This window comes from Stenotrophomonas sp. 17(2023), from assembly GCF_030345315.1.
Lineage (GTDB): Bacteria > Pseudomonadota > Gammaproteobacteria > Xanthomonadales > Xanthomonadaceae > Stenotrophomonas > Stenotrophomonas acidaminiphila.
In genome coordinates this window covers 123989-143402 of sequence record NZ_CP128405.1, presented here as the reverse complement: position 1 = coordinate 143402, position 19414 = coordinate 123989, and the positions used below count along the sequence as shown (strand labels likewise).

Below are 19414 nucleotides of genomic sequence, written 5' to 3'. Positions count from 1 at the left end.
CCCTATTGGCCCTGCCACAGGTCCGGCAGCCCCTGGGCCTGCCACCAGCGCTTGGCTTCCGGGTCCCAGCGCCAGCGCTCGGTCACCATCACCGTGCGTTCGGCCAGGGTGTTGCGGTTGATCACGCCCATCTCCACCCGGCGCTCGATGGCACCGTCCGCGGCCACGCCGGTGGAGCGTTCGCGGTAGTTGGAGACCTGTACCTGGCGGTAGCGCTCGCGCTGCAGGTCGGTCAGCGGATGCGCCTGCCAGTAGGCCGGGTCGATGAACCGCTCGGCGGCCTCGAAGTCGCTCCAGCGCACCGCCGCGACGTAGGCTTCCTGGGTCTGGGTGAGCTTGTTGCGCTGGCCGCGGCTGGGGCCGGCGGCCTGGGCGGTCAGGGCCACGCCCAGCAGCGCGGCGATGGCGGACAGGATCAGTCGTCGTTGCATGGCATCTCCCCGGAACCGGACCATCCTACCCTTTGGCCAGGGCCACGAAGCGCCCTTCCAGCTCGGCCGCGCCGCCATCGATCTGCGCGCAGACGCTGATGCGCGCCCGGCCACGCTTGTCGAACAGGGCCAGGAAGCCGTCCCAGTCCTGCGCCGGGGCCGCGCATGCGCTGGCGTCGAGGTCGGCATAGACCGGCGACCGGTAGCGGATGCTGCTGTCGGCGACGTAGACCTCCGCGTCGTGCCCGGCCAGCGCCAGGCGCAGGCTCACCAGCGCCCAGCCGGCCAGGGTCATCACCGAGGCCAGGCTACCGCCGAAGGCGTTGCCCTTGTCGTTGACGTTGGCCGCCAGCGGCGCGCGCAGGCGCAGCGTGCCGTCGGCGTAGCCGGCAATGCGGATGCCCATGGCCGCGACCGGCGGCATTGCATCGAGGGTGGCCTGCAGGCGCTGCAGCAGGGCGTCGCGGTCGGGGGTATCGGACATGGGGCGTGCGGGAACAGGAAACGGAAAGCGCCCGCATAATGCATGGAATGAACAGCCGCGCCTATGTGCCGGCCGACACGGCCTGGTACCTGATCTCCCTGCGTCCTTCCGGCCAGCACGACGGACTGCGCCGCGCCGCGGCCCGCTGCGGCGCGCGCACGGTGGCGGTTTCGCCGTGGCGGCTGCGCGCCCGCGACGATGCCGCGACCCGCGACCAGCTGCGGCTGGCGCAGGCCTGCGACCGGCTGGTGTTCACCAGTCCGGCGGCGGCCGCGGCCGCGGCGCGGTTGATGCCGCTTGGGCAATTGAAGGCCGGCAGCCTGGTCGCGGTCGGCCAGGGCACCGCCCGCGCGCTGCGCCGCCGGGGCGCAGGCGTCGTGGCGGCGCCCGCGCGCATGGACAGCGAAGGGCTGCTGGCGCTGCCGGCCATGGCCGACCTGCATGGCAAACGGGTGGCGCTGGTCACCGCACCCGGCGGCCGCGGCATGATCGCCGCCCAGGTGCAGGCGCGCGGCGCGCAGCTGCTGCGCGTGGACGTGTACGAACGCGTGCCGCTGCAGGTGCCGGCCTCGCTGTGGTCGCGGCTGCAGGCGCTCGATGCCCCCAGCGTACTGGCGGTCAGCAGCGGTGAGGCGCTTGAGCGCGTGCTGCCGCAGGTACCGCCGGCATTGCGCCGCCGCTGGCAGCAGCAGCCGCTGGTCGCCGCCAGCGCGCGGCTGGCGGAACAGGCGACGGCGCTCGGATTCACCCGGGTGCAGGTGGCCGCAGGCCCGCTGCCGGGCCAACTCGCCAGCGCCGCCCGCAACGCCCTGTTCCCGCCCGACGCGCCCTGAACCGTCCGCGCGGCTTGCAGCCGCGCTGCATCGCGGGTGATGCTTGAAGCGCACCGCCGCCGCCCGCTGGGCGGCCTGCCAAGGATGCCGTACCCCCATGAACGACGATTCCTCACCTTCTTCGCGGCGCCCCATGGCGCGCTGGATCATCGCCATCCTGCTGCTGGTCACGCTGGCCGCGGCCGCCTGGTTCGGCTGGCGCAGCTGGCAGGCGGCGCAGCGCACGGCCGAGTACGCCCGCGCCACTGCCGGCCAGCAACTGACCGCGCTGCAACAGACCGTGGAGGCGCTGCGCCGCGACCAGCGCGCCAACGCCCGCGGCCTGCAGGATGTCGCCGCCACCCACCGCATCCTGCGCGACGAGGTGCTCGGCCTGGGCCAGCGCAACGCGCTGCTGGAGGAGAACGTGGCACGCCTGGCCGACCATTCGCAGCAGGGGGCGCAGGCGGTGCGCCGCGAGGAAGCCGAACTGCTGCTCAGCCAGGCCCAGCAGCGCCTGGTGTATGCCGGCGACCTGGACGGCGCCCGCCACCTGTATGGGTTGGCCGCCGGCGTACTGGAGAGCATGGACAGCCCGGGCTACCTGAACCTGCGGCAGGCGCTGCTGCAGGAACGCAGCGCGATCGATGCGCTCGGCCCCGGCGTGCGGGTACGCACCGCCGGACAGCTCGCGCAGTGGGCCGCGGCGCTGGATTCGCTGCCGGCGCAGGGCACGGAAGTGGTCGACGCGCAGCCGGCGTGGTGGCAGCAGATGCTCTCGCCGCTGGTGCAGATCCGCCCGGCCGACCCGCAGGTGCTGGTGGCCGGCTCCGAACGTGTCGCCGCAGGCGACGCGCTGCAGGTCGAACTGACCCTGGCGCGCGCCGCGCTGGAACGTGGCGACAGCGAGGGCTGGCGGCAGGCGCTGCAGCGCGTGGACGGCTGGCTGCTGCGGCTGTGGCCGGATTCACCGCAACGGCGCAGCCAGCGCCATAAGCTGGCGGAACTGCGCGGCGTCGACCTGCGCATCGCGCTGCCCGAACTGGGCAGCACCCTGCAACAACTGCGCGCCATGCGCGACGGGAAGGTGGCGCCATGAATGCATTCCGTTCGCTGTTGGTCCTGCTGCTGGTGGCCGCCATCGGCATCCTCGGCGCGCAATGGCTGGGACAGGAATCGGTACGCGGCATCGGCGAAGTGATCGTGCGCGCCGGCGGCAACGACTACATCGCCACCCTGCCGCAGGCATTGCTGGCGCTGCTGATCGCCGGCCTGCTGCTGTGGCTGCTGTGGACGCTGCTCAGCGCACCGTTCCGCAGCTGGGCGCGCTACCGCCGCCGGCAGGGCCGGGCCCGGCTGATCGACGGCCTGCAGGCGCTGGACGGGGGCCAATGGCAGCGTGCCGAGAAGCTGCTGACCAGCGCCGCAGGCGAGAAGGAAGTACGCGCGGTGGCACTGGTGGCGGCGATGCGCGCGGCCGAAGCGCGGGACGACAGCGCCAGTGCCGGCCAGTACCTGCAGCAACTGGCCGCGCAGGATGCGACCCTGCACGCACTGCACAGCGCCGAACGCTGGCTGCAGCGCGACAACCCGCAGCAGGCCATCGATGCCCTGGACCTGGCGACCATCCAGCCGCTGCCGCCGCGCGGGCTGTGGCTGCGCACCGATGCGCTGGCCCGCGCCGGCCGCGCCGAGGAGGCCTATGGCCAGCTCGGCGCGCTGCGCCAGCAGCAGGCGCTGCCCGCCGACACCCTGGCCGCGCTGGAAACCCGCCTGGCCCTGCAGATGCTCGACGAAGCCGACAACGTCAACACCCTGGCCGCACGCTGGGAAGTGCTGCCCAAGGCGCTGCGTGCGACCCCCGTGGCGGTGGCGCGCTACGCCCGCCGCGCAGTGGCGCTGAACTGGAACGACACCGCCCTGCACAGCATCGAGCAGGCCCTGGACAACCACTGGGACGACGGCCTGATCCTGCTCTACGGCGAGCTGCCGGTGGACAAGCTCGACTCGCGCCGCGCCAGTGCGCAGCGCTGGCTGCAGTCGCATGCATCGAGCCCGGCACTGCTGCTGACCCTGGGACGGCTGGCGCGGGGCCAGGGGCAATGGACCCAGGCCGAGGAGTTCCTGCACCGCGCCATCGCCCAGGGCGCCGGCGCCGAAGCCTGGGAAGAACTGGGTGAAGGGTTCGCCGCCGCGGGCGATGACGTGCTGGCGCGGCAGTGCCTGCTCAATGCGCTGCACCACCGCCACGGCCGCGCGGCGCAACCGCTGCAGCGGCGCGACCTGCGCCAGCAGATCCAGGACCAGGCGGTGGCCGAGGAACGCGACGCGCACGGCTTCCCGCGCCTGCCGGACTGAGCCCGTAGAATCCGCCGCCCGTTCCTGCCCACGCGTTCCGATGAACATACCTGCCGATATCCACGCCCGCGTCGTGGAACTGACCGACCGCATCATCGACGCCGGCCAGTCCGGCGCGGCCGACGCCGCCGAGGCCGGCTACGACGAACTGCGCCGCTACTGCGAATCGCTGGCCGCCGCCGGCCGCGACCATCCGTTCCTGTGGGAAACCCTGGCCGATTTCACCGGCGATGACCGCCTGGCCATCGCCCTGTACCTGCGCGCCCTGCCGCTGGCCACCGCCGCCGGGGCCGCCGGCTACGCCGCCTCGATCTGCCTGGCGCTGGCCGAACGCCATTCCAACCTGGACGAACTCGACGCCGCCCGCGACTACGCGCTCCAGGCCGACGCCTTCGCCCGCACCACCGACGACCTGCCGCTGCGGCGGGAGATCAGCCAGTTCCTGCTCGACCACTCGCCGGCGGCGGACACGCCCTGAGCGGCCGCGACGGGCACGTTCAGTCGCGCCGGTACGGGTAGCGCGGCAGCCGTTCCAACAGCCGTGGCGAGACACCGCCATAGACCGCCAGCTCCCGGGTGATCCGCCGCGGTTTGAGGATGCGCATCCCGATCAGGCCCCAGAACAGCATCACCAAGAACGCCAGGCTGCCCAGCAGCATCGTGGTGCCGGTCTCCAGCATGAAGCCGCCCATCAACGGCAGCGGCGACAGCCAGGCCATCAGGATGAAACGGCGGCGCTGGCCCTGGTGTGCGGCACACAGCCCGACCTGGTGCTGGCCCTGCCTGCGCACGATCAACGCGACGACCAGGTAGATGATCATCTGCAGCAGGATCAGCAGGTACAGCCAGGGCGAATGCCAGTAGAAGCTGCGCTTGCGGTAGTCCACTGCCGGTTCGCCGCACTTGACGCAGTAGCGTGGCAGGTCGGCCTGCGGCCGCGCCAGCAGGTCGGATCCGTCACGCCAGCAGTTTTCCGTGCCGCCGCTGCCCTCCAGCGCTGGCGGCAGCACCGCGCTTTGCGGTGCCGCGTACGGATTGAACGTGTTCATCCCAGGCATCTCCCTTCACCCCATGATTGACCAGGGCGCAGGCACGCCCTGTCCGAACGCTCAGCGATCCCCTTCGCCGGCCAACGCATCGGCGTTGGCCTCGCGGGCCGCGTCGGCGGCCGCGTCGGCGGCCATTGACGCCGCATCCGCAGTGGTTCCGGCCACCATTTCCACCGGCGATGCGGAAGCATCGGCCGCCGAGGCCGCGTCGGCCGCGGAACCGGGAGCCGGGCCGGCCGCGGCAGCCGCCGGCGCATTGGCATCCACCGCCATCGTCGACCGGCTGTCGCCCGCGTCGATAAGCTGCAGCTGCTGGGCGATCTCGGCGGCGTACTGCCTGGCCACCCGCTCGCGATCCGGCCCGGTCACCAGGGCCGCCACCTGCGGCAGCAGCGCGTTGAAGCGCGCCCGCGCCGGTTCGAACCGCGACAGCCGCCGCTCCCATTCGCCAAGCAGCATCTGGCAGTACAGCCACTGGCCATCGCGCGCGGCCTGGCCATCGGGGCATTGCCGGGCGAACGCGGCCGACGTGGCGGCCACGTAGCGCGGGTACTGCGCCGGTGAGGCCTGCCAGCTCGCCCGCTGCAGCGCACCGGCCTGCTCGGCGGCCGGCGCACCGATCACCCGCAGCAGCTGCGCCAGCCGCCAGTAACTGGTTTCCATGCCGCGCAGGCGTTGGTAGTCATCGCTCTGCACGTAGGCACCCAGCGCCTCAAGCTCGGTCTTGTCGAAGGCCTCGCGGAACAGCAGGAAGCCGTTGCCCGGGCACTCCACCAGCGGCCACGGCGACTGGATGGCGCCATGCGCGCGCCCGTCCAGGAAATGGCCGAACGCCGTGCCCGAGCCCATGGTGCTGGCGCTGAAGCGCTCGCCACCAATCGGGCAGACATACTCAACCGTCATGAACGTCATCGCCGCGGCTGGCGCCGCCAGCGTCGCCAACAGCACGCCCAGCCCCATCGTGATGCGCTTCATGTCCCGTCCCTGGTCTCCGCCGAAGCGCCGACGATAGCAGTCGGTCAGGGAACCCGGCAGGGGGCAGTGGGCGCGGATCAGCGGCGCGCGGCGGCGCGGCCGGACACGCCGGTGCGTCCCCGGCGAGGCGCGCCTGGCCACCAGTTCCGGTCACGCGCTGGAATGGCGGCGCCCCGCTGCCCGGGAGTTGCCTGGCTCCCCGCGCACCCGGGCGACGACAACGCCATCGGCCGGCCGTGGCGGCCGGCGTGGAACGGATTGGTACAGGCCATGGCCGCGGCACGCAGCGCGCGGAAACCGGAGCGGTCGCCAGCGCGGCACGGGGGCTTCCCGGGCGAGCAGCGCTTCGGCCGCGTCGCCGTGGAGCGCCGGCGGCGGATCAGCGCTCGATGATCGCCACCACGCCCATGCCGCCGGCGGTGCAGATCGACACCAGCGCGCGGCCGCCGCCGCGTTCGGCCAGCTCCTTGGACACGGTGGCGACGATGCGCGCGCCGGTGGCGGCGAACGGGTGGCCGGTGGCCAGCGACGAGCCCAGCAGCTGCACGTGGGGATTGATCAGTTCGAGGCCGCCGCCGATACCTGCCCACGGATCGCCTCGCAGTCGTGGCGCAGCGCCACCCGCCCGTCGAGATGGCGGGCATGGAACGGATCGGTACAGGCCACGACCCTGGCACGCGGCGCCAGCACACCGGATGGGCCGTCGGCGCAGCGCGGTGGTTCCAGTGCGGCCAGGTGCCCGGGGCCACGCCCATGTGGACGTTCGCCGGGGAAATCAGCGCTCGATGATCGCCACCACGCCCATGCCGCCGGCGGTGCAGATCGACACCAGCGCGCGGCCGCCGCCGCGTTCGGCCAGCTCCTTGGACACGGTGGCGACGATGCGCGCGCCGGTGGCGGCGAACGGGTGGCCGGTGGCCAGCGACGAGCCCAGCGGATTGATCTTCTCCGGGTCGATGCGGCCCAGCGGCGCGTCCAGGCCCAGGCGGTTGCGGCAGTAGTCCTCGCTCTCCCACGCACGCAGCGTGCACAGCACCTGCGCGGCGAAAGCCTCGTGGATTTCGTAGATGTCGAAGTCCTGCAGGGTCAGGCCGTTGCGGCGGAGCATCTCCGGCACGGCGATGGTCGGCGCCATCAGCAGGCCCTCGCCATGCACGAAATCCACCGCCGCCACCTGCGCGTCGCGCAGGTACGCCAGCGGTTCATGGCCGTGGGCGCGCGCCCATTCCTCGCTGGCCAGCAGCACCGCGGCGGCGCCGTCGGTCAGCGGCGTGGAGTTGGCCGCGGTCAGGGTGCCGCGGCCGGAAGTCTTGTCGAACGCCGGCTTCAGCGTGGCCAGTTTCTCCAGCGAGGTGTCCGGGCGCAGGATGTTGTCGCGCTCGACCCCACGGAACGGAGCGATCAGGTCGCTGAAGAAGCCGCGCTCGTAGGCGGCGGCGAGCTTGCGGTGCGAAGCCACCGCCCACTCGTCCTGCGAATCGCGCGAGATGTTCCACTCCTTGGCCATGTCCTCGCAGTGGTCGCCCATGCTCTTGCCGGTGCGCGGCTCGGCAACGCCGGGGAACTCGGGCTTGAGCTCGGACAGGCGGAACCCGGACAGCAGCGCCTTGACCTTGTCGCCGGTGGTCCTGGCGCGGTTGGCGGCCAGCAGGCGGCCGCGCAGCTTCTTGCCGTAGACGATCGGCACGTCGGAGGTGGTGTCCGAACCGCCGCCGATGCCCGAGTCGATCTGGCCCAGGGCGATCTTGTTGGCCACGGTGATGATGCTGTCCAGCGAGGTACCGCAGGCGCGCTGCAGGGTGATGCCCGGGGTCAGCGGCGACAGCCCGGAGGACAGCGCGGCCTCGCGGCCGAGGTTCCAGTCGCTGGGATGCTTGATCACCGCGCCCATCGCCACTTCGCCCAGCTGCTGGCCGTGCAGGCCGAAGCGCTCGACCAGCGCGCCGAGGGTGCGCACCGACATGCCCAGATTGCCGACGTCCGCGTAGGCGGTGTTCTGGCGGCAGAACGGAATGCGGACACCACCGAGGATGGCGACGGGACGGGCGCTGGACATGCGGTTACCTGGGCTGATGGGGGAAGGCGACGCGGACCTGCCTGCGGCAGCAGGCATAATGGACATTGAGTGTAGCTTCGAGCCTGTGACGGGCCAACCGCGAACCATGAGCAATCCCAACCCCGACATGAACGCACTGGGCGTGATGGCGCTGGAACTGGCCGGCGGCCAGCAGCCGCGGCTCGCCGCGCTGCCCTCCAGCCAGGCCGGCGAACTGGCCGCACTGGTCGGCCGCGACCTGCAGAAGCTGGTACCGCAGGCCAGCGGGCTGGACCTGGTGCTGGTCGCGGCGCATTTCGATCCGGCCGAGGTGCTGCGCCCCGGCTGGCCGGTGCACCGCCGCCTGGAAGAACTGCAGATGCGCGCCCCCGGGCGCAACCAGGGCCCGCGCCTGCTCGCCTTCGGCGCCGATGCGGCGGGCGACGTGCCGCTGCCGCTGCAGGCCGACCCGGCACTGACCGGTGGCGGCCTGCGGGTGCTGCCGTTCGTGCTGACCGGCAGCGACGCCACGCTGCTGGCCGAGACCCGCGATGCACTGGAAGACGTGCTGCTGGCCAACGGCATGGCCCAGGCCGATACCGCCCTGCTGGCGCAGGACGCCTTTGGTGCGCAGGTCGAGCACGCGCGCTATTTCACCGTCAACGACCTGGCCGCGATGATGGCCATGCAGTACGACAACCAGGGCCTGGCCGGGTTGTGGCCGCTGCTGGAGACGGCGATGTTCTCGCCGCAGCGCGAGCAGTGGCTGGACGCGGCACCCGAGCCGCTGCTGCGCTATACGGGCAGCGAAGTGCGCATGGCCCTGTTCGACCCGGCCGGGTGGTGCGCGCACTACGCCCACGACCGCAACGACTGCGACCGCCTGCAGCGCGTGTATGAGCAGTACCTGATGCGCCAGCGGCAGATGGCCGCGGTACTCGAGGCGCATGGGCTGGACGTGCTGTACGTGCACGTGGAGGCCGGCCAGGACGCGCGCGAGGTGATGGCGCACTGATCACCGGCAACCACCGGTGTGCAATGCAGAACGCCGGCTGATGCCGGCGTTCTGCGTTCATGCCGCCGATGGCGTTACTCGGCCTTGGCGATCACCGCGCAGGCCAGGCGCGCGCCGGCGTTGCCGGTGGGCTGGCTGTGGTAATCGTCCGGGTCGGCATGGACGATCAGGCCGCGGCCGATGATGTCGAAGCCATCGCCCTTGCCGGCGTTGACGTTGCTCGACACCGGGCCGTCCACGCGGGCATTGCCCTGCGCGTCGGCGACGATGTTGGGCATGTCGCCGCCATGGTGCGCGGCCGCGTCGATGCTGCCGTGCTCGGCGTTGCCCGGGTTGAAGTGGCCACCGGCGCTGCTGCCGTCCGGCGCGCTGCAGTCGCCCTTCTCGTGGATGTGGAAACCGTGCTCGCTGCCCGGCTTGAGCCCGCTGATGTCGCCGCTGGCATGCAGCCTGCCGTCAACCAGGGTGAAGCGGATGCTGCCCTTGACGGTGCTGTCCTTGGTCGGCTGCAGTTCGGCGGTGGCCACGGCGGCCTCCATCGCCGGCGGCGTGGCCGGGTCGGCGGCTGGAGCCGGGGTGCCGGCCGCAGTCTCGGGCGCGGTACCGGCCGGCGTGGCGGCCGGTTCGGCGTCCTGCTTGCAGGCGCTCAGCACCAGGGCGCTGGCGAGGAACAGGCTGGTGTGGATCAAACGCATCGTCGTACTCCCTTCGTTGAACTGGATCGGCCGGACCACCGCATTCAGCGGGTGACGCGGATCACGCCGCAGGCGACCCGGGCACCGGCGTTGCCCGCCGGCTGGCTGTGGTAGTCGTCGGCGTCGGCATGGACCACCAGGGCGCGGCCGGCGATGTCGTTGGCCGCGCCGCCGCCAAGGGTAACGCCCCGCAGGCGTACGTCCACGTGTACGACGCCTTCGGCGTTGGCCTGCAGGTTGTCCATGTCGCCGGCATGGTGCGCGCCACCGCCGGCGCGGCCGTGCGGCTGGGCCGCAGGATTGAAATGACCACCGGCGCTGCTGGCATCGACCGCGCTGCAGTCGCCCTTCTCGTGCACGTGGAACGCGACCTGGCGGCCGCGCGGCAGGCCGCCGATCACCCCGGTGATGTGCACGCCGCCGGCTTCAGGCACCAGCGCGACGCGGCCGCTGACCAGACTGGCCGATGCCGGTGCCAGGTTCGCTTCGGCCATCTGTGCGGTGCCCATCGCCGGTGGCGCCGGCGGCGCTTCCGGCCGCGCCGGTGGGCGCGTGCCGCAGGCGGCCAGCAGGGTGGTGGTGGCGAGGACCGCCAGCGGGAGGGAAAGGCGCATGTGTCACTCCTTGCAGTGTGCGGCCGGTGCGGCGCCGCTGCGCAGGCGCAGGATCGGGTGCCGGCAGGGCCGCGGTGGTGGACCGCTGCAACGATGCCCGTTCCCTCCGCCCGGGTCGAGCGCCGGTGCGCAGCCGTGTTCAGCGCGCCCCGGTTTTCGCCTGCGCGGCGGCCTCCACCTTGGCCAGGGTGTCGCGCACGTCGCGCAGCACCGCCTGGTTCTGGTCGCCGTAGACCTGGCGCATGACCCGCAGCGATTCGTTGGCGTGGCGGAGGGCTTCATCTGCCCGTCCCTGCGCCAGCACCGCCTCGGCCAGCCCGCGCAGGATCTCGGCGGTGACGTGGTGGTCGCGCCCCAGGGTACGGTCGGCGATCTCCAGGAGCGCACGCTGTTCCTGTTCCGATGCAAGGGCCTGGCCATCGGCCAGCAGCCAGTTGGCATGGTTGTGGCGGGTGATCACCGCGGAAAAGGAATCGGCGCCGTAACGGGTGGCATTCCACTCCATCGTCGCCCGATAGTAAGGGCCGGCCTCCTTCACCTTGCCCTGCTCGCGCAATGCGCTGCCGAGCATGCCCAGGGTGTTCACGGCAAGGCCGTTGTCGGCACCGTACAGGCGTGCGTAGGTGGCGGCCAGTTGCCGCAGTTCCGGCTCGGCGCCGGCAAAATCGCGCTTCTGCAGGCGCGCGACCGCCAGGTCGCGGCGTGCCGACAGGGTCAGGGGGTGCTCGCGGCCATGCAGGACGGTCTGGTGCCGGATCACCTCGGCCAGCAGTTCCATCGCGCGGGCCTGATCGCCGCTGGTGGCCAGGATTTCAGCATAGCGCTTGGCGGCGTCAAGGCGTGCCTGGTCATCGGCCGGGAGCTGCCGGGAGAGTCCGTCGAACGCTTCGCGCGCGAGCCGCATCGCCTCATCCACCCGGCCCTGCACGAACAGCACCCAGGCGCGGCGCGACTGCATGTCCAGGGCCATCCATCGGTGCGCGGCGCCGGCGCGCTGCGCGCGGACGATGCCCTCGGCGAACGTCGCGTCGGCCAGCTTGAGCTGGTCCGACGACAGGTAGGCATGGCCGAGCACCTGCATCGCGCGCAGGCCCTGGAATTCCAGCCTGTCCGGGTGCGCCGCGGCCAGCGCCCGGATCGACTGCAGGTGGGCGATGGCCCGGTCGTACTCTTCCAGGTTGGCCTGGTTGACCGCGACGATCAGTTCCACGTCGGCACGGATGTCCGGATAGGCCGCCAGCTCCCGCGCCGCCCGCTGCGAGGCGTCGTCGAGCACGCGCAGCATCAGGGTCTTGTCCAGGTCCTGCGACACCGCCGGATCGACGCTGTCCAGCACCGAGGCCAGGAACTCGGACGTCACCCTGGCCCGCGCCGCTTCCTGGCGTGCCTCGCGCAACGACCAGGTGGTGGCGGCCAGGCCCGCGACCAGCGCCACGACCACCGCCGATGCGGCCGCCACCGCCAGCCGGTTGCGGCGCACGAAGGTGCGTACGCCCAGCCAACCCACCTGGCCCGCCGCGTGCGGCGGGTAATGCGCGAGCCAGCGCCGCAGGTCGTCCAGCAGCGACGACACCGAGGCGTAGCGCGCGGCGCGTTCGGGCTGCAGCGCCTTGAGCGCGATCGCGTCGATGCCATCGCGCAGGGCGCGCCGCAGCCGGGCCGGCGTGCTGCCGCGCAGCGCGGCCAGTTCCCGTTGCCGCGGCAGCGGCTGCGCCTGCAGATGCCGCGAAGGCGGGACCACGGGATCGTCCGGTGCCGCGCCGCAGGCCAGTTCGTACAGCAGCGCGCCCAGCGAATACACGTCGCTGCGGGCGTCGGTCTCGTTGCCCGGGCGGGCCTGCTCCGGGCTCATGTAGCCGGGGGTACCGCCGCCGGGGGCCTGCTCGGCGGCGGCCGCATCCATGGCGATGCCGAAGTCGATGATCTTGGGCAGGGGCTGGCCGTCGACCGCGGCGACCAGGATGTTGCCGGGCTTCAGGTCGCGATGGATGACGCCCTTCTGGTGCGCGTGCTGCACGCCTTCGCCGGCCTTGACCAGCAGCTCGACGCGCTGGCGCAGGCCCAGCAGGTTCTGGTCGCACCAGGCGGAGATCGGCTGCCCGTGGATGTACTCCATCACCAGCCATGCGCGGCCGTCGTCATCGATGCCGGCGTCGTGGATCTGGGCGATGGCCGGGTGCTGCATCTGCGCCAGCAGGCGGCACTCGTACTCGAAGTGCGGATGGCGGCGCTGGTCCAGCGCGGTGGCGCGCACCAGCTTGAGCGCGACCTGGCGCTCATAGGCGCCATCGGCGCGCCGTGCCAGGTAGACCCGTCCCATGCCGCCGGAACCGATCATCCGCTCCACCGCCCACGGCCCGAACCGGGTTCCCGGCATCACCTCCGCCTCGCTGGCCTGGGCCGCGACCTTGACCGCCTCGCGCAGCGGGCCATGCAGACGGGTGGGGTCGGTGTCGGCGGCAAGCAGCGCCAGCAGTTCGCGCTGCAGCTCCGGATCATCCCCGGTCTGCGAATGGATGAAGCCGATCCGTTCGCTCTCGGGCAGCTGGGTGGCGCGATGGAACAGTTCGCTCAGGCGTTGCCAGGCATCGGCGTTCAACATGGGTGCGGGCGTCGACGATGGCGGGGGAGCCGCGCAGGCGGCGATATCACCGACGGCGGCGCGGCCAGGCGCTGCGCCTGGATGGCCGTGTCCGCAAGTGGCGCCCGCATCTCCATGGGGGGCCGATCATACACGGCCGGCAGCGGCCCGATCCGCCCCGTTCCGGCAGGCGCCATGCCCCCATCGCTCAGCGCTTGCGCCCCGGTCCCAGCTTGCGCGTCACCGTGTTGCGGCCCACCCCCAGCCGCGCCGCGGCATCGCCGCGATGGCCGTCGGTGGCCGCCAGCGCGGCCTCCAGCAGCACCGCGTCCATGCGCTCGCGCACCTCGGCGTGCAGGCCGCTGGCACCTTCGGCCAGGCGTTGCCGCGCCCACTGCGCCAGGGCCTGGTCCCACTGCGCCGGCGCAGTCGCGCCCGTACGGGTGCGGCCGCCCCGGGCCAGCGCCGCCTGCACGTCGGCGGCGGAAATGGTGTCGGCCACCGCCAGCGCGGCCAGCCGCCAGCACACGTTTTCCAGCTCGCGCACGTTGCCGGGCCAGTCGTGCTGGCGCAGTGCCTGGATGGCGGCGCCGGACAGGCGCTTGGGTGGCATGTCGAGCCGGCGCGCGGCGTTGCCCAGGAACGTGGCGGCCAGGGTGGCCACGTCGTCCAGGCGTTCGCGCAGCGGCGGCAGCCACAGCCGCACCATGTCCAGCCGGTGCAGCAGGTCGGCGCGGAAACGGCCCTGCTCGACCAGCGCCTCCAGGTCCTGGTGGGTGGCGGCGACCACGCGCACGTCGACATGGATCAATTCGCGCCCGCCGACGCGGAAGAACTCGCCTTCGGCCAGCACCCGCAGCAGCCGCGTCTGCAGCGGCAGCGGCATGTCGCCGATCTCGTCCAGGAACAGGGTGCCGCCATGGGCCTGCTCGAAGCGGCCGATGTGGCGCCTGGCCGCGCCGGTGAAGGCGCCGGCCTCGTGGCCGAACAGTTCGCTCTCCAGCAGTTCGGCGGGAATGGCGGCGGTGTTGAGCGCGACGAACGGGCCGCGCGCGCGCGGCGATTCGCGGTGCAGCGCGTTGGCCACCAGTTCCTTGCCGGTGCCGGTCTCGCCGTTGATCAGCACCGACAGCGGCGCCTGCGCCAGCCGCCCGATGGCGCGGAACAGCGCGCGCATGGCCGCGGTGTCGCCGATCAGCTGCGGCGCCTCGTCGCCCGGCGCGGGTGCCGCAGCCACCGCCGCGCGCGGCTCGGGCTCGGGCAGCGCGCGGCGCGCCAGTTCCACCGCGTCGTCCAGGTCGAACGGCTTGGACAGGAACTCGTGCGCGCCGCCGCGGAACGCACCGGCGGTGCTGGCCACGTCGGTGTAGGCCGACATCACGATCACCGGCAGCTGCGGATGCGCGGCCTTGAGCTTTTCCAGCAGCACCAGCCCGTCGTCGCCGGGCATGCGCACGTCGGTGAACAGCAGGTCGGGCACCGGTTGCCGCGCCAATGCGGCGAGCGCCGCCGCGGCGCTGTCGAAACCCTCCACCGCATAGCCGGCGTCGCGCAGCGCGGTGGTCAGGACGAAGCGCACCGCGCGGTCGTCGTCGACCACCCAGATCGTCGCCGCCGGGGGGGACACGTCAGGCATCGGTGGCCTCCTTTTCCTCGCCGGCCACCGGCAACGGCAGCAACAGGGTGAACACGGTATGCCCGGGGCGCGAACGGAAGCTCAGGGTGCCGCGGTGCTCGCGCGCCACCTGCTGGGCCAACGCCAGGCCGAGCCCGGTGCCTTCGGCGCGGCCGCTGACCAGCGGCAGGAACAGGTGTTCGGCCAGGTCCTCGGGCACGCCACGCCCGTCGTCTGCCACTTCCAGGCGCAGCGCCAGTGGCGAGGCGTGCTCGGAGGTGCGCACGCCATGTTCGACCCGGGTGCGCAGCACGATGCGCGTGGCGCCGGCCTGGATCGCATTGCGCACCAGGTTGAGCAGGGCCTGGGTCAGGCGGTCGGCGTCGCCGGCGAACTCGGGGATGCTGGGGTCGTAATCGCGCTGCAGCTGCAGGGTCCAGCCGGCCTCGTTCTCGGCCAGGCGCAGCACCCGTTCGAGCGCGGCATGGATGTTGAGCGGCGCGTGCGGCCGCTGCGGCGCCGGCGACAGCAGCTGCTCGAGCAGGGTGTTGAGGCGTTCGATCTCGGCACCGATCAGCTCGATCAGCTCGCCCTCTGCCGCATCGCGGTTGCCCGCGCGGCGCGCCAGCAGCTGCGCCGCGCCCTTCAGCCCGGCCAGCGGATTGCGCAGTTCATGGGCCAGGCCCTTGAGCGCCGCGCTGAAGGCGCCGGGCAGCACCTGCGCCGGATCGGGCGCGGCGAACTCGTCCACCGGGTGCGCCTCCAGCAGCCAGCCGCCGGCATCCAGCGCGGTCAGCCAGCCCTCGGCGAACCGGGCGCGATCACCGGGCAGGGCCAGCGCCAGCCGCGGCAGGCGCACGGCGTCGGCGCCGTCCCAGCCCTGCGCCAGGCGCTCGGCGAGGTCGTCGCCCTGGCTCTCAAGCGACGCCAGCGGCTGCGCCAGCAGGCGCCGCACGCTCACCCCCAGCCAGCGGCAGAACGCCGGGTTGGCGCCGGCGATGCGGCCGTCCGCCGCGGCCCATACCAGCGGCGTGGCCATCAGCTCGGCGGTGGGCGGGGGGACGGTGTCGTGCATTGCACCAATGTAGTGCAAAGCCGCCGGCTGTGCCGCCCCCGGCGGGGCCGGCGGGCAGCGCCCGCCCGGCCCGTCGCGCTCAGGCCTCGTAGGCCGATTCGCCATGGGTACTGATGTCCAGGCCGGTACGTTCGGCTTCCTCGCTCACGCGCAGCCCGACCAGCGCGCGCACCACCAGCAGGACCAGCGCGGTGACCGCCGCGCTCCACAGTACGGTGAAGCCGACGCTGACCGCCTGCACCCACAGCTGGTGGGCGATATCCAGGTCCACCTTGGTTCCGCCCAGCGACTGCGCGCTGAACACGCCGGTCAGCAGGGCGCCGACGATGCCGCCGACGCCATGCACGCCGAATACGTCGGCGGTGTCGTCCGCCCGCAGCAGGCGCTTCAGGCCGGTCACGCCCCACACGCAGAGCATGCCGGTGACCAGGCCGATCACGATGGCGCCCAGCGGCCCCACCGTGCCGCAGGCCGGGGTCACGCCGACCAGGCCGGCGACCGCGCCCGACGCCGCGCCCAGTGCCGAGGGGTGGCCCTTGGTCACCGCCTCCACCAATGTCCAGCCCAGTACCGCGGCCGCCGTGGCCAGCAGGGTGTTGATGAACGCCAGCGACGCCACGCTGTCGGCGGCCGCCGCCGAACCGGCATTGAAGCCGAACCAGCCCACCCACAGCAGCATCGCGCCGAGCCAGGTCAGCGGCAGGTTGTGCGGCTTCAACGCCACGTGGCCGTAGCCCAGGCGCTTGCCGACGAACCAGGCCGCCACCAGTCCGGCGACGCCGGCATTGATGTGCACCACGGTGCCGCCGGCGAAATCGATGGCCCCCATCGCCCCGAGCCAGCCGCCTCCCCAGACGCTGTGCGCCATGGGCAGGTAGCCCAGGGTGAACCACAGCGCCGAGAACAGCAGCACCGCGCGGAAGCGGATGCGCTCGGCGAAGGCGCCGACGATCAGCGCGGTGGTGATGCCGGCGAAGGTGGACTGGAACGCCACGAACAGGTAGTCCGGCAGGCCGGCGACGGGCGTGTTGCCCACCGAGGCCGGGGTGAAGCCCTGCAGGAAGGCGAAGCGGGTGAACGAGCCGAACAGCGCGTTGCCCTCGCTGAACACCACGCTGTAGCCGTAGCCCACCCACAACAGCAGCACCAGCGAGAACACCACCAGCACCTGGCTGAGCACCGACAGTACGTTCTTGGCGCGCACCAGCCCGCCGTAGAACAACGCCAGCCCCGGCACCACCATCATCAGCACCAGCAGTGTGGAGGTGAGCATCCAGGCCACGTCGCCGCGGTCGAACGCCGGCGCCGCGTCCTGCGCCGATGCGGCCAGGGGAAGCAGCGCCAGCGCCAGCCCGGCAAGGGTGGATGACAGGCACGGGCCACCGAACCGGGCGCGCGGCCCGGCGAGAATTTCCATTCGCATTGTCGACTCCGGTTGTGGGGGAAGCGGCCGGCGCCCTGTCCCGTGCCGGCGGCTGGCCGCCACGGCTGCGGGCGTCAGCGGGTCTTCTAGAGCGCGTCGGCGCCTGTTTCGCCGGTGCGGATGCGCACCACCTGCTCGAGCGGGGTGACGAAGATCTTGCCGTCGCCGATCTTGCCGGTGCCGGCCGCCGCCTGCAGGGTTTCGATCACCGCCTCGACGTTGTCGTCGGTGACGGCGGTTTCGATGCGGATCTTGGGGAGGAAGTCGACCACGTACTCGGCGCCGCGATACAGCTCGGTGTGGCCCTTCTGGCGGCCGAAGCCCTTGACCTCGGTAACGGTGATGCCGGACACGCCGGCCGCGCCCAGGGCCTCGCGGACCTCGTCGAGCTTGAACGGGCGGATGATGGCGGAGATCAGTTTCATGCGCGGGTCCCGATGTGGAGGAGACCGGCCGCGGAGGGCCGGCATCGTGTCATCCAGCGGCCGTGGAACGGCCGCTGGCGGTGCGCCGGATGCGCCGCGGGCCGGTGACGCGGGGGAGGAAGGCCTGGCCCGCACGGCGCGTTTCCGGGTTCTCTTGCCACTGCCTGGGTGGTGCCGGGTTTGCCGCCGGGGGCGGCGATGGCGAAAGCGGGAGGGAGGGACTTTGCCATCGCCGCCGTTGCCGGCGGCAAGAGGGTGCGGCGGCCGCGCGCAGGCGGCCGCCCGGCATCAGCTGGCGTAGTACAGCTGGTACTCCAGCGGGTGGGTGGCCGCGCGGAACGCGGTCACTTCCTTCATCTTCAGCGCGATGTAGGCATCGATGAAGTCGTCGCTCATCACGCCGCCGGCCTTGAGGAACTCGCGGTCCTTGTCCAGCGCTTCCAGCGCCTGGTCCAGCGAGGAGCAGACCTGCGGGATCAGCTTCTCTTCCTCCGGCGGCAGGTCGTACAGGTCCTTGTCGCTCGGCGCGCCCGGGTCGATCTGGTTACGGATGCCGTCCAGGCCGGCCATCATCAGCGCGGTGAAGGTCAGGTAGCCGGACTGGATCGGGTCGGGGAAGCGCATCTCGATGCGCCGCGCCTTCGGGTTGGACACCCACGGGATGCGGCACGACGCCGAGCGGTTGCGCGCCGAGTAGGCCAGCATCACGGGTGCTTCGAAACCGGGCACCAGGCGCTTGTAGCTGTTGGTGCCGGAGTTGCTGAAGGCATTGATCGCGCGGGCGTGCTTGAAGATGCCGCCGATGTACCACAGCGCCATCTGCGACAGGCCGCCGTAACCGTCGCCGGAGAACAGGTTCTTGCCCTCCTTCGCCAGCGACTGGTGCACGTGCATGCCGCTGCCGTTGTCGCCGACCAGCGGCTTGGGCATGAAGGTCACGGTCTTGCCGTTGCGGTGCGCCACGTTCTTGATGACGTGCTTCATGCGCTGCAGTTCGTCGGCCTTGGTCACCAGCGTGTTGAACTTGGCGCCGATCTCGCACTGGCCGGCGTTGGCCACCTCGTGGTGGTGCACCTCGACTTCGATGCCGACCTGGGTCAGCACCTTGCACATCTCGGCGCGGATGTCGTGCAGCGAATCGGTCGGCGGCACCGGGAAGTAGCCGCCCTTCACGGTGGGACGGTAGCCGCTGTTGGCGCCGTCATAGTGCTTGCCGGTGTTCCAGGCGCCTTCCTCGGAGTTGATCTTGAAGAAGGTGTGGCCCATGTCGTTGGCGAACTGGACCGAGTCGAAGATGAAGAATTCCGGTTCCGGGCCGAAGAACGCCAGGTCGGCGATGCCCGAGGACTTCAGGTAGGCCTCGGCGCGCTTGGCGATGCCGCGCGGGCAACGGCCATAACCCTGCATGGTGGCCGGGTCGAGCACGTCGCAGGTCAGCACCAGGGTCGGGTCGGCGTAGAACGGGTCGATGTAGGCGCTGGCCGGGTCCGGCATCAGCACCATGTCCGATTCGGCGATGCCCTTCCAGCCGGCGATCGAGCTGCCATCGAACATCTTGCCTTCCTCGAACAGCGACGGTTCGATGATCGAGACCGGGAAGGTCACGTGCTGCTCGATGCCGCGCATGTCGACGAAACGCAGATCGACGAACTCGATCTGGTTGTCCTTGATGAGCTTCTCGATATTTTCCAGGGACATCGGGCAAAACCTCGGTGGAAGTGGCGTGCGCTGTCTACAGCAACTCGCGTGCCAACTTCCGGAGGCAGGCAACCCATTGTTTTCAAAGCGCTGCACCGGCCTGTACCCGGCCGTGATGCACCAATCAGG

The 19414-nt window shown here is 71.8% G+C and carries 19 protein-coding genes and 1 pseudogene; 5 read left to right on the top strand and 15 right to left on the bottom strand.

Going from position 1 to position 19414, the window contains the following annotated elements:
- Positions 1 to 2: 2 nt before the first annotated feature.
- Both QQA12_RS00590 and QQA12_RS00585 read right to left on the bottom strand, forming a co-directional pair.
- Positions 3 to 431: a hypothetical protein gene (locus tag QQA12_RS00590; protein WP_182335817.1), complete on the bottom strand. Its 429-nt coding sequence runs from the start codon at positions 429 to 431 to the stop codon at positions 3 to 5.
- 25 nt (positions 432 to 456) lie between these two features.
- Positions 457 to 915: a YiiD C-terminal domain-containing protein gene (locus QQA12_RS00585; protein ID WP_182335816.1), complete on the bottom strand. Its 459-nt coding sequence runs from the start codon at positions 913 to 915 to the stop codon at positions 457 to 459.
- A 47-nt stretch (positions 916 to 962) separates the two neighbouring features.
- Here QQA12_RS00585 and QQA12_RS00580 point away from each other — a divergent pair, with 47 nt between their 5' ends.
- The 4 genes from QQA12_RS00580 to QQA12_RS00565 all read left to right on the top strand — a co-directional run bounded on the left by QQA12_RS00580 (position 963) and on the right by QQA12_RS00565 (position 4563).
- Positions 963 to 1748 (top strand): uroporphyrinogen-III synthase, encoded by a 786-nt coding sequence (locus QQA12_RS00580; RefSeq protein WP_226050798.1) that lies wholly within the window; start codon positions 963 to 965, stop codon positions 1746 to 1748.
- A 97-nt stretch (positions 1749 to 1845) separates the two neighbouring features.
- The gene (locus QQA12_RS00575) at positions 1846 to 2826 is read left to right on the top strand and encodes a uroporphyrinogen-III C-methyltransferase (RefSeq protein WP_226050799.1); all 981 of its coding nucleotides are present in this window, start codon (positions 1846 to 1848) and stop codon (positions 2824 to 2826) included.
- Positions 2823 to 4085 carry a heme biosynthesis HemY N-terminal domain-containing protein gene (locus QQA12_RS00570; RefSeq protein WP_343238625.1) on the top strand — a complete coding sequence of 421 codons (1263 nt, stop codon included), beginning with the start codon at positions 2823 to 2825 and terminating at the stop codon, positions 4083 to 4085. Before QQA12_RS00575 ends, QQA12_RS00570 begins: the two co-directional genes overlap by 4 nt.
- A gap of 40 nt (positions 4086 to 4125) precedes the next feature.
- Positions 4126 to 4563: a hypothetical protein gene (locus tag QQA12_RS00565; protein ID WP_056932556.1), complete on the top strand. Its 438-nt coding sequence runs from the start codon at positions 4126 to 4128 to the stop codon at positions 4561 to 4563.
- 19 nt (positions 4564 to 4582) lie between these two features.
- On the opposite strand, the gene QQA12_RS00560 is transcribed toward QQA12_RS00565, so the two are convergent.
- The 5 genes and pseudogenes from QQA12_RS00560 to QQA12_RS00540 all read right to left on the bottom strand — a co-directional run bounded on the left by QQA12_RS00560 (position 4583) and on the right by QQA12_RS00540 (position 8165).
- Entirely contained in the window at positions 4583 to 5134 is a 552-nt protein-coding gene (locus QQA12_RS00560; RefSeq protein WP_182212641.1) for a hypothetical protein, read from the bottom strand.
- A 60-nt stretch (positions 5135 to 5194) separates the two neighbouring features.
- On the bottom strand, positions 5195 to 6109 hold the full coding sequence (locus QQA12_RS00555; protein WP_056932554.1) for a hypothetical protein: 915 nt from the start codon (positions 6107 to 6109) through the stop codon (positions 5195 to 5197).
- Between the two features lie 379 nt (positions 6110 to 6488).
- Positions 6489 to 6647 (bottom strand): annotated as a pseudogene (locus tag QQA12_RS00550) (acetyl-CoA C-acyltransferase); the annotation flags it as partial.
- Positions 6648 to 6667: 20 nt separating this feature from the next.
- Entirely contained in the window at positions 6668 to 6799 is a 132-nt protein-coding gene (locus tag QQA12_RS00545; RefSeq protein ID WP_289211194.1) for a hypothetical protein, read from the bottom strand.
- 85 nt (positions 6800 to 6884) lie between these two features.
- Positions 6885 to 8165 carry an acetyl-CoA C-acetyltransferase gene (locus QQA12_RS00540; protein ID WP_226050800.1) on the bottom strand — a complete coding sequence of 427 codons (1281 nt, stop codon included), beginning with the start codon at positions 8163 to 8165 and terminating at the stop codon, positions 6885 to 6887.
- A gap of 106 nt (positions 8166 to 8271) precedes the next feature.
- Here QQA12_RS00540 and QQA12_RS00535 point away from each other — a divergent pair, with 106 nt between their 5' ends.
- Entirely contained in the window at positions 8272 to 9159 is an 888-nt protein-coding gene (locus QQA12_RS00535) for a hypothetical protein (RefSeq protein ID WP_226050801.1), read from the top strand.
- A 74-nt stretch (positions 9160 to 9233) separates the two neighbouring features.
- Here QQA12_RS00535 and QQA12_RS00530 read toward each other — a convergent pair whose 3' ends face one another.
- The 8 genes from QQA12_RS00530 to glnA form a co-directional block, all read right to left on the bottom strand.
- The gene (locus QQA12_RS00530; protein ID WP_226050802.1) at positions 9234 to 9854 is read right to left on the bottom strand and encodes a superoxide dismutase family protein; all 621 of its coding nucleotides are present in this window, start codon (positions 9852 to 9854) and stop codon (positions 9234 to 9236) included.
- Between the two features lie 44 nt (positions 9855 to 9898).
- Positions 9899 to 10468, bottom strand: coding sequence for a superoxide dismutase family protein (locus tag QQA12_RS00525; RefSeq protein ID WP_226050803.1), 570 nt, complete (start codon positions 10466 to 10468; stop codon positions 9899 to 9901).
- A 139-nt stretch (positions 10469 to 10607) separates the two neighbouring features.
- Entirely contained in the window at positions 10608 to 13070 is a 2463-nt protein-coding gene (locus tag QQA12_RS00520) for a protein kinase (protein ID WP_226050804.1), read from the bottom strand.
- Positions 13071 to 13257: 187 nt separating this feature from the next.
- Positions 13258 to 14685, bottom strand: coding sequence for a nitrogen regulation protein NR(I) (ntrC, locus tag QQA12_RS00515; protein ID WP_226050805.1), 1428 nt, complete (start codon positions 14683 to 14685; stop codon positions 13258 to 13260).
- Positions 14678 to 15739, bottom strand: coding sequence for an ATP-binding protein (locus tag QQA12_RS00510; RefSeq protein ID WP_056932550.1), 1062 nt, complete (start codon positions 15737 to 15739; stop codon positions 14678 to 14680). Before QQA12_RS00510 ends, ntrC begins: the two co-directional genes overlap by 8 nt.
- Positions 15740 to 15818: 79 nt before the next feature.
- Positions 15819 to 17162, bottom strand: coding sequence for an ammonium transporter (gene amt / locus QQA12_RS00505; RefSeq protein ID WP_226050806.1), 1344 nt, complete (start codon positions 17160 to 17162; stop codon positions 15819 to 15821).
- A gap of 86 nt (positions 17163 to 17248) precedes the next feature.
- The gene (locus QQA12_RS00500) at positions 17249 to 17587 is read right to left on the bottom strand and encodes a P-II family nitrogen regulator (RefSeq protein WP_056932548.1); all 339 of its coding nucleotides are present in this window, start codon (positions 17585 to 17587) and stop codon (positions 17249 to 17251) included.
- A 288-nt stretch (positions 17588 to 17875) separates the two neighbouring features.
- The gene (gene glnA, locus QQA12_RS00495; RefSeq protein ID WP_054662198.1) at positions 17876 to 19285 is read right to left on the bottom strand and encodes a type I glutamate--ammonia ligase; all 1410 of its coding nucleotides are present in this window, start codon (positions 19283 to 19285) and stop codon (positions 17876 to 17878) included.
- Positions 19286 to 19414 lie beyond the last annotated feature (129 nt).